This window comes from Mesorhizobium sp. M0292, assembly GCF_040321695.1.
Classification (GTDB): Bacteria; Pseudomonadota; Alphaproteobacteria; order Rhizobiales; family Rhizobiaceae; genus Mesorhizobium.
The window spans coordinates 15,380-26,575 of record NZ_JAMYSB010000028.1; the positions used below are offsets into that span (position 1 = coordinate 15,380).

Here is an 11,196-nt window from a genome sequence, read left to right on the forward strand (position 1 = left end):
TGATACGTCTTAATCTTTTTGAAACGGAAATTAATCCCTTGGCTATTGGTATTTTATTGGTATTATCCGCCCGGAGGAGACATCGCGTGAGATTCGTGCTCGGTATCGACGGCGGCGGCACCAGCTGCAGGGCAGCCCTTGCGACAGGCGATGGCGTTGTCATTGGCCGTGCCAAAAGCGGCGCCGCCAACATCCGCACCGATCTCACCGGCGCTCGCACCCACATCGTCGAGGCTGCTCGTCAGGCCTTCATCGCCGCCGGGCAAGATCCGGACCTGATCCCGCAGACACCAGCCATTCTCGGCCTTGCCGGCGCCAATGTCGGCACCTACCGCCAGCAGCTTGAAGCAATCCTCCCGTTCAGCATCAGCCGCGTCGAGACGGACGCCGAGATCGCGCTCGAAGGGGCAGTCGGCTCTGGTGACGGCGCCATGGCCATCCTCGGCACCGGCACCGCCTATATGGCGCGCAAGGGCGGCACGTCGCGCGCCATCGGCGGCTGGGGCTTTCAGGTCGGTGATCAAGGCAGCGGCGCCCGGATCGGCCGCGACCTGCTGGAGCAGACGCTGCTCGCCCATGACGGCGTCCGGCCGCGCTCAGCCCTGACCGACAGCATGATGGCCATTTTCCGCAACAATCCCGAAGACGTGGTCGAGTTCACCACCAATGCCAAGCCCGGCGATTTCGGCGGCTTCGCGCCCAAGGTTTTCGAGCATGCCGAGAAGGGCGACAGCGTCGCCAACTGGATCGTCGACAAGTCGGTTGCCGATGTCGAGGCGTCGCTCCACGCGCTCGACCTCTCTGATGACGCCCCGCTCTGCCTGCTCGGCGGGCTGGCGCCGCTCTATGGGCCGCGCCTTTCCCAGCGCTGCCAGGCGCTGCTGAAAGCGCCGCTCGACGATGCGCTGGGCGGCGCCGTGCAGATGGCGGCCCGCATCTTCGTCAAAGCGGAGGCGACGCGATGAGCGATGCCGCCGACCAGATCTTCGCCACGCTGAGGCAGTCGTCGCAGAGCGGCGCCCCGCTCTACCTGCAGCTCAGGAAAAGCATCGAGGACGCCGTCAATCGCGGCCTGATCGGGCCGGGCGATGCGCTGCCTTCCGAGCGCGACATCGCCACCAAGGCCGACATTTCGCGCGTCACCGTCCGCAAGGCGGTGCAGGATCTGGTCAAGGGCGGCATCCTCGTGCAGCGCCACGGCTCCGGCACCTTCGTGGCGCCGCGCATGGAGCGCGTCGAGCAGTCGCTGTCCAGGCTCACTTCATTCACCGAGGACATGGCAAGGCGCGGCATGGCGGTGCGTTCAGCCTGGCTCGACCGCGACCTCTACCCGCCCTCGCCCGACGAGATGATGGTGCTCGGCCTGTCCTCGAACGAGCTGGTGGCGCGCGTGGCGCGCCTGCGCATCGCAAACGACACGCCGCTGGCCATCGAGCGCGCCTCGTTGTCGGCCAGCGTGCTGCCGGATCCGGCCGGGATAGGCTCGTCACTCTATGCGGCGCTGCAACTGACCGGCAACCGGCCGGTGCGGGCGGTGCAGCGCATTTCCGCCGCCAATCTCGGCGACGCCGATGCGCGTCTGCTCGAAGTGCCATCCGGCATTGCCGGCCTGCACATCGAACGCATTTCCTATCTCGCGAGCGGCAAGGTGATCGAGTTCACCCGCTCCATCTACCGCGGCGACGCCTATGATTTCGTCGCCGAACTGCGCCTGACAGGGCCGAGCGAAGAGGGCCGACCATGATCCCCAAGACCACCCATATGCGGCGCGAGATCGACGAAATTCCGCAAGCCGTCGCGCGTCTGCTCGATGGCTCGGCGGCGGTGCTGACCGAGGCCGGACGCGGCATTCGCGAGCGCGATCCGAGCTTCGTCGTTACCGTCGCGCGCGGTTCGTCCGACCATGCCGCCACCTTCATGAAATATGCCGTCGAACTGACCGCCGGCTTGGCCGTGGCATCGGTCGGTCCGTCGATCGCCTCGATCTACGGCGCCAAGCTCAAGCTCGCCGGTTCCGCTTGCCTCGCCATCTCGCAATCCGGCAAGAGCCCTGACATCGTCGCCATGGCCGAGACGGCACGGGCCGGCGGTGCGCTCACCGTCGCCATCACCAACACCGCCGATTCGCCGCTGGCGCGGGCTTCGGATTTTGCCATCGACATTCTGGCCGGCCCCGAGCGCAGCGTCGCGGCGACCAAGACATTCGTCAATTCGGCGGTCGCCGGCCTGGCGCTGATGGCGCATTGCACCGGCGACGACAGACTGCTGGCCGCCCTTGCCCGCCTGCCCGAGCATTTCAGCAAGGCGATCGCCTGCGACTGGATGGCGCTGGCCGGCGCGTTGGAGACGCCGCAATCGCTGTTCATCCTGGGACGTGGCCCGTCGGCGGCGATGGCCGACGAGGCGGCGCTGAAATTCAAGGAGACCTGCGGCATGCATGCAGAGGCCTATAGCGCCGCCGAAGTGATGCACGGCCCGCTGGCGCTGGTCGGGCCAGGCTTCCCGGTGCTGGCGCTCGCCGCCCGCGATGCCTCCGAGCCGTCCGTGGCAGAGGCTGCCGACAACCTTGCCGGCAAGGGTGCAGCAGTTTTTGTAACCTCGGACAAAGCCAAGAGCGCGGCGCGGCTGCCGCATGTCGCCACCGGTCATCCCTTGACCGACCCGCTGACGCTGATCGTCTCCTTCTACGGCTTCGTCGAAGCCTTCGCCCGCCATCGCGGCCTCGATCCGGACGTACCGCGCAATCTGCGCAAGGTGACGGAAACCGTATGAGCGACCGTTTTGCCCTGACTGGCGCCCGAATTTTCGATGGCGACGACTGGCATGATAACGCCGCCCTTGTCGTGCACGGCGATGTGGTCGAAGGCATTCATCCCGTCGGCGCCATTCCGTCGGGCGTTGCCCGCATCGACGCCGGGGGCGGCATGCTGGTGCCGGGTTTTGTCGACCTGCAGGTCAATGGCGGCGGCGGCGTCATGCTCAACGACCATCCCGATGTCGCCTCGCTGGCAACAATCTGCCGGGCGCATGCGCCGTTCGGCACGACCGCACTGCTGCCGACGCTGATCACAGATACGCCTGACATTACCGCCGCGGCCATTGCCGCCGGCACCGGGGCGGCACGGCAAAAACTGCCGGGGTTTCTCGGCCTGCATCTCGAGGGACCGCATCTCTCGGTCGCCCGCAAGGGGGCGCATGACCCGGCGCTGATCCGGCCGATGACGGATGCGGATGAAGCGGCGCTGGTCGCGGCACGCAAAAACCTGCCGGTGCTGCTGACGACGATCGCGCCCGAATCCGTCGAGCCAGCCCGTGTTGCGGCTTTGGCCAAGGCCGGCATCGTCGTCAGCCTCGGCCATTCCGATACCGGCTATGGCACGGCCAGAGCCTTTGCCGACGCGGGCGCCAGCGTGGTCACACATCTGTTCAACGCCATGAGCCAGATCGGCAACCGTGAGCCGGGGCTGGCGGGTGCGGCCATCGACATAGGCAGTCTGTCGGCCGGGATCATTGCCGACGGCATCCATGTCGATCCCGCCACCATGCTGATCGCGCTGCGCGCCAAGCAGGGGCCGGGCAGGATCGTGCTGGTCACCGACGCCATGGCGACGATCGGCACCGACATGATGTCGTTCACCCTCAACGGCCGCATCATCTATCGCAAGGATGGCAGTCTGCGGCTGGCCGACGGCACGCTGGCCGGCGCCGATCTCGATATGATCTCGGCCGTCCGCTACATGCACAGGATCGTCGGGCTGGACCTGTCGGAAGCGTTGCGCATGGCCTCGCTCTATCCGGCGCAGGCGGTCGGCCAGGCCCACCGGCTCGGCCGCTTCGCCAATGGCACGGCTGCCGATATCGTCGCTCTGTCGGACGCCCTCGACGTCAACGGCGTCTGGATCGGCGGCGACAAGGTTTTTGCAGGCGCGGACAGTCCGCGCTAAAGTCCACTTATGCATGATGTCGACTGCGTTGTCGCCGGAGCCGGTGTTGTCGGCCTCGCCATTGCCCGCGCGCTGGCGCTGTCGGGCCGCGAGGTGCTGGTGGTCGAGAAGGCCGCAGCCATCGGCACGGGCACCAGTTCGCGCAATTCGGAAGTCATCCATGCCGGGCTTCATTATACGCCGGGCAGCCTGAAGGCCCGTCTCTGCGTCAACGGCCGCGAGCGTCTCTATGCCTATTGCCGCGAGCACGACGTCGCCCATCATCGCACCGGCAAACTGATCGTTGCCGTCGAACCCGACCAGTTGGACAAACTGCAGGCGATCCAGATCAACGCGGCGCAATGCGGAGTCGGTGACCTCAAGCTTTTGACGCGCGCAGAGGCCGAAAGCCTGGAACCGGCGCTGAGCTGCGCCGGCGCGCTGCTGTCGCCGTCAACCGGCATCGTCGACAGCCAGGCGCTGATGCTGTCATGGCGTGGAGACGCGGAAGCGGCCGGCGTATCTTTCGCCTTGCTCACCGTTGTCTCAGGCGCGAGCATCGAAGCCGACGGCATCCGGATCGACACGCGCGACGCCGATGGCGAGGGTTTCACCTTGAAGACCGGCGCCTTCATCAACGCCGCCGGCCTCGACGCGCAGGCGCTCGCCGGCCGCATCGAAGGCCTCCCGCAAGACCGTGTTCCGCCGCTGTGGCTGGCGCGCGGCAATTATTTCGCGCTTTCCGGCCGCTCGCCCTTTTCGCGGCTGATCTATCCGGTGCCGGTCCATGGCGGCCTCGGCGTGCATCTGACCCTCGACATGTCGGGGAGCGCGCGCTTTGGCCCGGATGTCGAATGGATCGATCGCGTCGACTATACCGTCGATCCCGCACGAGGCGCTGCCTTCTACGACGAAATCAGGCGCTACTGGTCCGGCCTGGCGGACGGCGCCCTGCAACCGGCATATGCCGGCGTCAGGCCGAAACTGTCCGGTCCAGGCCAGCCGGCCGCCGACTTCGTCATCCGGGGACCGGCTGACCACGGGGGCGGTCAGATCGTCAATCTGTTCGGCATCGAGAGCCCTGGCCTTACCGCCAGCCTCGCCATCGCAGAACATGTCGTTGGGCTTTTATATCCGCAATGACGGGCGTTCCTGAAACGTCGGGCAGGCGCATACCATGAAACCTTTTGATATGGAGGTCGTTGTCGGGGCATATGTCCGAGGCAAAACCCAAATCGGAACCGGCCGACGGCATCGAAGCGCGCGATGCCCCGAAGTCGCGTCGGGAAAAGCCGTCACGGCAAACGCGCGGAGATGGACCGCGCGAGGACACGCCGCGCGAGAAAAAAGCATCGGCCGCCGAAGCCGCGTCCGAGCCCGTTGGCGAGGCTGCGCCGCCGCCGGATGCCGTCGAACCCGATCCCAAGCTGACGCCCGAGCAGGCCGAGCAGGCGCGCAAAAAATATCTGCTGCGGCGTTTCTGGATCAGCGGGCGCGGCTATTGGGGGAGGCATGGCGACAAGCTCGCCTGGCCTTTGACGATCGGAGTGCTGCTGCTGATCTGCATCAACATCGGTTTCCAGTATGGCATCAACGTCTGGAACCGCTCGATGTTCGATGCCCTCGAGCAGCACAACGCCCGCACAGTCTATCTCCTCAGCGCCGTATTCGTGCCGCTGGTGATCTGCAGCGGCAGCCTTGTCGTCGCGCAGGTCTATCTGCGCATGACGATCCAGCGCCGCTGGCGTTCCTGGCTGACCACCGGGGTCGTCGCGCGCTGGCTGGCAAACGGCCGCTACTACCAGCTGAACCTCGTGGGCGGCGATCACCAGAACCCCGAGGCACGCATGACCGAGGATCTGCGTATCGCCACCGAGTCGCCGGTCGATTTCACTGCCGGCGTCCTCAACGCATTCCTGTCGGCCTCTACCTTTATCGTCGTGCTGTGGACCATCGGCGGCGCGCTCACCCTGCCGATCGGCGGCGAGAGCATCACCATTCCCGGCTTTCTGGTCATCACCGCGATCATCTATGCCGCCATCACCTCGACCTCGATGGTGGTCATCGGCCGCGACTTCGTCCAGCTCTCCGAGCGGAAGAACCAGGCGGAGGCCGAACTGCGCTACACGCTGACGCGCGTGCGCGAAAACGGCGAGAGCATCGCCTTGCTGGGAGGCGAGGACGAGGAGCGCAGCGGCATCGACAGGAATTTCGGCCATGTGCTGAGGCAATGGGCGCTGCTGACCGGACAGCACATGCGCACGGCCGCGGTGTCGCAGGGATCGAGCCTGTTTGCGCCGGTCGTGCCGATCCTTTTGTGCGCGCCAAAATTCCTCGAAGGCTCGATGACGCTTGGCGAGGTGATGCAGGCGGCGTCTGCCTTTGGCATCGTGCAAGGCGCGTTCGGCTGGCTGGTCGACAACTATCCGCGCCTCGCCGACTGGAACGCCTCCGCGCGGCGCATTGCCTCGCTGATGGTGTCGCTCGACGGGCTCGAGCGCGCCGAGCAGAGCGATGCGCTCGGACGCATCAACCGGGGCGAAGCGGAAGACGGCGCCATCCTCAGCCTCGACAATCTTTCCGTGACACTCGACGACGGCACCTCCGTAGTCAAGGAAACCGAGGTCGTGATCGAGCCGGGCGAGCGGGTGCTGGTTTCAGGCGAATCCGGTTCAGGCAAGTCGACGCTGGTGCGGGCCGTCGCGGGCCTGTGGCCATGGGGCGGCGGCAGCGTCAATTTCCACACCGACAGGCGCCTGTTCATGCTGCCGCAACGCCCCTACATCCCTTCCGGAACGCTTCGCCGCGCGGTCGCCTATCCCGCGGCGGCGGACAAGTGGACCATCAAGCAAATCAAGGCTGCCCTCGACAAGGTGGGGCTTGGCTATCTCACCGGCAGGATCAAGGAAGAGGCGCCATGGGACCAGACGCTGTCGGGCGGCGAAAAGCAACGCCTCGCCTTCGCGCGCCTGCTGCTGCATCGCCCCGATATCGTGGTGCTGGATGAAGCGACTTCGGCGCTCGACGAGAAGAGCCAGGACACGATGATGTTGACGGTGATCCGCGAACTGCCTGACGTCACCATCATCAGCGTGGCGCATCGTGCGGAGCTCGAAGCCTTCCACAGCCGCAAGATCACCCTGGAGCGGCGCGAGGGCGGCGCCAAGCTCGTCAGCGACGTCGACCTCATCCCGCGCAAGCGCAAACGCAGCCTGCTGAACCGCGCTTTGTGGGGTTCCAGCACTCGGGTGAAAAAGCCGCGCAGGTAAAAGGCGCCACTGCCGAACCGCGAACAGATGTCCAGGCGAAGCGCTTGGGCAGAGACATTAGCCGGCTATGGATTAGCCGTAGAGACCCTTGTAGGTCTCGCGCAGCAGGTTCTTCTGCACCTTGCCCATCGTGTTGCGCGGCAGCTCATCGACGAAGATCACCTGCTTCGGGTGCTTGTATTTGGCCAGCTGGCCGGCAATGGCGCCAACGATCTCGGCCCCGGTGATCTGCGATGCCGGCGCCCGCACCACGACAGCGGTGACGCCTTCGCCGAAATCGGGATGGGCAATTCCGATGACGGCACTTTCCAAGACGCCGGCAACGGCGTCGATCTCGCTCTCGATCTCCTTGGGATAGATGTTGTAGCCGCCGGAGATAATGAGATCCTTGCCGCGGCCGACGATGTGGACGTAGCCGTCCGCGTCGATGATGCCGAGGTCGCCGGTGATGAAGAAGCCGTCCTTGCGAAACTCCGCCTTGGTTTTTTCCGGCATGCGCCAATAGCCGGAAAAGACATTCGGACCTTTGACCTCGATCATGCCGACTTCACCCTGGCCAAGCGCATCGCCGCTGTCAGGGTCGGCGATGCGCAGCGAAACGCCGGGCAGCGGGAAGCCGACCGTGCCGGCCCGACGCTCGCCCTCATAGGGGTTCGACGTGTTCATGTTGGTCTCGGTCATGCCGTAGCGCTCGAGAATGGCGTGGCCGGTGCGCTCGCGCCAGGCCTTGTGCGTTTCGGCGAGCAGCGGCGCCGAGCCGGAAACGAACAGGCGGATGTTCTTCGCCGCCTGGGCATCCAGCCCGTCCTGCTGCAGGAGCCTGGTATAGAAGGTCGGCACCCCCATCAGCACTGTCGCGCGGGGCAAGAGCGAGACGATGCGGCCGGCGTCGAATTTCCGCTCGAACAGCATCGAGGCGCCGGCCATCAGGGTGACGTTGGTGGCGACGAACAGGCCATGCGTATGGAAGATCGGCAACGCGTGGATCAGCACGTCATCCCCGGTGAAACGCCATTGCTCGACCAGCACGCGCGCATTGGAGGCCAGGTTTTCATGGCTGAGCATGGCGCCCTTGGAGCGTCCGGTGGTGCCGGATGTGTAAAGGATTGCGGCCAGATCGTCCGGCCCGCGCGCCACGGCGTCGAAATCCGTGGGCTGTTGTGCCGCCAGTGCGGTCAGCGAGCCCTCACCATTGCTGCCAAGCGTGAAGGTGGCAGCACCCGACGCCTGCGCCAACGGCGCGATAGCGCCGGCGCGGGCCGGGTCGCAGACGACCAGCCGCGGCTCGGCATCACCGAAGAAATAGCCGAGTTCGGCCAGCGTGTAGGCGGTGTTGAGCGGCAGGAAGACTGCGCCGGCGCGCAGGCAGGCGAGGTAAAGGGAAATGCATTCGGGGCTTTTTTCGACCTGCACGGCAACGCGGTCGCCCGGCTCGACGCCGAAATGCCTCAGCGCATGTGCCAGCTGTGCCGATTGCGCCAACATATCGCCAAAGGCGATCGCGCGTCCGTCATCGGTCGCCATCAGGATGCGCTCGGCGGCTGAAATCCGGCTGCGGAACGCGTCGAACAGGTGATTGGTCATGCGCATTCCCTAGAGATGATGCCGAAAAGTGTGAAGCGGTTTTCGGAGGACATCATGCTCTATCCCTTTGATTTAGAGCCGGATGGCCTTGGAACAAAGGAAACGATTTCGCCTCCGTCCGGCAAAAACGTGAAATCGGGTTTGCCGCCGATCAGATGAAGGCAAGCGGACTTGGATAGCGGGCGATTTTGGATAGCGGGCGGATTTTGGATAGCGGACCGGAAGCGCTTCTATCTGCGGCTGCGCAGCGCCTTGGTGGCGCTCACGCGTGGATCGCCGCTGTCGTTGAAGCGCTCCATGCACATGGCTGCCGTCAGACGGTAGTGGTTGAGGAGGGCTTCAACGGCGCCGTCGGCATCGCCATCCACCGTGCGCTCCGCAATCAGCCGATGTTCACTGATTTCGTCGCGCTCGCTGCCGTCCTGGGAGATCAGCCGGTAACGGGAGGCCTGATCCGAAAGCTGGTCGCAAAAGCCGGTCAGCCAATGCGAGCGGCAGCCTGCGATCAGTGCCCGATGGAAGGCGCGGTGCAGCTTTTCCCATTCCGGATTGTTCGAGGACGGATCCTCCGGCAAGCGGCGCGGGGCACGCGCCAGGCGATGCAAGGCCAGCACGAGCTGCTCTTCCCATTCGCCGGTGCGGTTGGCAATGGATTCACGCAGCGCCCGCTCTTCCAGCCAGCAGCGGGTGCGCGTCAATTCCTCGAGTTCCGGGGCACTGACCGGCATGATGAAGAAACCGCGCTGGTCGTGGCGGCCGAGCAGGCCTTCCGAAGCAAGTCGGTTGAGGGCCTCGCGAACCGGTGAGGCGCCGGCGCCGTAACGGGAAACCACCCATTCGACACGAAGCTTGCTTTCACTTTCAAACACGCCGCGCAGGAGATCGTCGCGAAGCTGTTGATAGACCGTACTAGCGAGTGTGCTCTTGGGTCCCGCGCCTTCGCTCACATCGGCAGATCCGTAGGTCAATATGACTCCTGTAGCTCTCCCATGCTCCGCTAGCCCGTTCGCGAAGCAAACGATTTCCCCTGGAAAGTTACTGTAACTCCTAAGGCATCCGCCCCTCAAGCGAAAGATCACGATATTCGACTTAAAGAGGAAGGTTGACCGCATCTTATCCGCCGGAAGTAACTAAAATCGTGGAAAACTTGTTCTTCTGAAGAAAGTTTGTCTCCCTGCATGGCAGGCGCCCTCGAGAAACAGCTTCGAGATCCCGAATACGGATAATTTTTTCTTAACGCGCGTCATGCCGCCGGATTGACCTCTCCCCGCATGCAGATCCCTTCGGCAGTTATCCACTAGATTTATGGGCCAAAACTAGTGCCGGATGCCGCGATCCTGTCGCTTGCCGCGATGCCCTTGCGGCTGCCACCCGTTGACGGCCTTTTGGGAGATCGAAGGATCAGGCAGGGAGATCAGGCCGAGGAGAATCGACCAGCCGGGAACTTGCCCTGGAACTGATGTCAGCCGGCAGCCCGGTCGGCCGCGGTTCGGATGGCTTCTATATTGGCCCGGTAGGCTTCGACGCTGCCGCCCTTGAAGATGGCGGCGCCCGCCACCAGCACATCGGCGCCGGCTGATGTGACCAGGGGGGCGGTTTCCGGCGACACGCCGCCGTCGATCTCGATGCGAATCGGCCGGTTGCCGATCAGCGCTTTCACCCGCTTGACCTTGTCGACCATGGCCGGGATGAAGGCCTGGCCGCCAAAGCCCGGATTGACGGTCATGATCAGGATCAGGTCGAGCCGCTCGAGCACATATTCGATCGCACTTTCCGGCGTCGCCGGATTAAGCGATACGCCGGCCTTCTTGCCGAGACCCTTGATGGTCTGAAGCGAGCGGTCGAGATGCGGTCCGGCCTCGGCATGCACGGTCATGCCGTCGCAGCCGGCATCGGCAAAGGCGGCCAGATAAGGATCGGCCGGCGCAATCATCAGATGGCAGTCGAAGAAGGCCTTGGTGCGGTTGCGGATGGCCTTGATCACCGGCGGGCCGAAGGTGATGTTGGGCACGAAATGCCCGTCCATCACGTCGAGATGGATCCAGTCGGCGCCGGCCGCCGCCACCGCCTCGACCTCGTCGCCGAGCTTCGAGAAATCCGACGCCAGCACCGATGGCGCGATCAGGGTCTTCCTGCTCATGATGCGGCCCCTTTGGGCGCCCTGTTTGCGGGCGCGATCCAAACGTCTGCCTAGACCATGATCCCGAAAAGGGAAAGTCGGTATTTGCTGGCTAGGAGCGGACCGGCTGATGCCTTACCTGCTCGGCCTCGCTTCCGGTTGGCGAAAACAGAAAGGAGAGCTCAGACGGGAAAGACCGTCTCTTCCATGCTGACGTCGCTGGACGGCTTTATCGAGGGACCGTCGGGCGACAGCGGCTTGCTGGCGTCCGAGGAAGATTGCACCGGCATTTCAACGACGA

Annotated in this window: 9 protein-coding genes; 6 read left to right on the top strand and 3 right to left on the bottom strand. The window is 64.7% G+C overall.

Annotated features, from left to right (window positions below):
- Nucleotides 1–86: 86 nt before the first annotated feature.
- From NKI96_RS28335 to NKI96_RS28360, 6 genes are all read left to right on the top strand, one after another.
- Complete coding sequence (locus NKI96_RS28335; protein ID WP_023711283.1) at nucleotides 87–965, top strand: glucosamine kinase nucleotide-binding domain-containing protein; 879 nt, start codon at nucleotides 87–89, stop codon at nucleotides 963–965.
- Complete coding sequence (locus NKI96_RS28340) at nucleotides 962–1,744, top strand: GntR family transcriptional regulator (protein ID WP_023668847.1); 783 nt, start codon at nucleotides 962–964, stop codon at nucleotides 1,742–1,744. The genes NKI96_RS28335 and NKI96_RS28340 overlap by 4 nt, the downstream gene beginning before the upstream one ends.
- Entirely contained in the window at nucleotides 1,741–2,772 is a 1,032-nt protein-coding gene (locus NKI96_RS28345) for an SIS domain-containing protein (RefSeq protein WP_023668848.1), read from the top strand. The genes NKI96_RS28340 and NKI96_RS28345 overlap by 4 nt, the downstream gene beginning before the upstream one ends.
- Nucleotides 2,769–3,944, top strand: coding sequence for an N-acetylglucosamine-6-phosphate deacetylase (gene nagA, locus NKI96_RS28350; RefSeq protein WP_352807268.1), 1,176 nt, complete (start codon nucleotides 2,769–2,771; stop codon nucleotides 3,942–3,944). The genes NKI96_RS28345 and nagA overlap by 4 nt, the downstream gene beginning before the upstream one ends.
- 9 nt (nucleotides 3,945–3,953) lie before the next feature.
- Complete coding sequence (locus tag NKI96_RS28355; RefSeq protein ID WP_352807271.1) at nucleotides 3,954–5,066, top strand: NAD(P)/FAD-dependent oxidoreductase; 1,113 nt, start codon at nucleotides 3,954–3,956, stop codon at nucleotides 5,064–5,066.
- Between the two features lie 71 nt (nucleotides 5,067–5,137).
- Nucleotides 5,138–7,192 carry an ABC transporter ATP-binding protein/permease gene (locus NKI96_RS28360; protein ID WP_352807273.1) on the top strand — a complete coding sequence of 685 codons (2,055 nt, stop codon included), beginning with the start codon at nucleotides 5,138–5,140 and terminating at the stop codon, nucleotides 7,190–7,192.
- 72 nt (nucleotides 7,193–7,264) lie between these two features.
- Here the strand turns inward: NKI96_RS28360 and NKI96_RS28365 are convergent, their stop codons facing one another.
- The 3 genes from NKI96_RS28365 to rpe all read right to left on the bottom strand — a co-directional run bounded on the left by NKI96_RS28365 (nucleotide 7,265) and on the right by rpe (nucleotide 10,916).
- Nucleotides 7,265–8,776, bottom strand: a complete 1,512-nt coding sequence (locus NKI96_RS28365) for a malonate--CoA ligase (RefSeq protein WP_352807276.1) — start codon at nucleotides 8,774–8,776, stop codon at nucleotides 7,265–7,267.
- 230 nt (nucleotides 8,777–9,006) lie between these two features.
- Nucleotides 9,007–9,744, bottom strand: coding sequence for a GntR family transcriptional regulator (locus NKI96_RS28370; protein ID WP_023694237.1), 738 nt, complete (start codon nucleotides 9,742–9,744; stop codon nucleotides 9,007–9,009).
- A 494-nt stretch (nucleotides 9,745–10,238) separates the two neighbouring features.
- Nucleotides 10,239–10,916, bottom strand: a complete 678-nt coding sequence (gene rpe / locus NKI96_RS28375) for a ribulose-phosphate 3-epimerase (RefSeq protein ID WP_023694238.1) — start codon at nucleotides 10,914–10,916, stop codon at nucleotides 10,239–10,241.
- Between the last annotated feature and the right edge of the window lie 280 nt (nucleotides 10,917–11,196).

Coding starts and splice junctions, on each gene's coding strand:
- NKI96_RS28340 (WP_023668847.1), top strand. CDS start 962: ATGAGCGATGCCGCCGACCAGATCTTCGCCACGCTGAGGCAGTCGTCG.
- NKI96_RS28345 (WP_023668848.1), top strand. CDS start 1,741: ATGATCCCCAAGACCACCCATATGCGGCGCGAGATCGACGAAATTCCG.
- nagA (WP_352807268.1), top strand. CDS start 2,769: ATGAGCGACCGTTTTGCCCTGACTGGCGCCCGAATTTTCGATGGCGAC.
- NKI96_RS28355 (WP_352807271.1), top strand. CDS start 3,954: ATGCATGATGTCGACTGCGTTGTCGCCGGAGCCGGTGTTGTCGGCCTC.
- NKI96_RS28360 (WP_352807273.1), top strand. CDS start 5,138: ATGTCCGAGGCAAAACCCAAATCGGAACCGGCCGACGGCATCGAAGCG.
- NKI96_RS28365 (WP_352807276.1), bottom strand. CDS start 8,776: ATGACCAATCACCTGTTCGACGCGTTCCGCAGCCGGATTTCAGCCGCC.
- rpe (WP_023694238.1), bottom strand. CDS start 10,916: ATGAGCAGGAAGACCCTGATCGCGCCATCGGTGCTGGCGTCGGATTTC.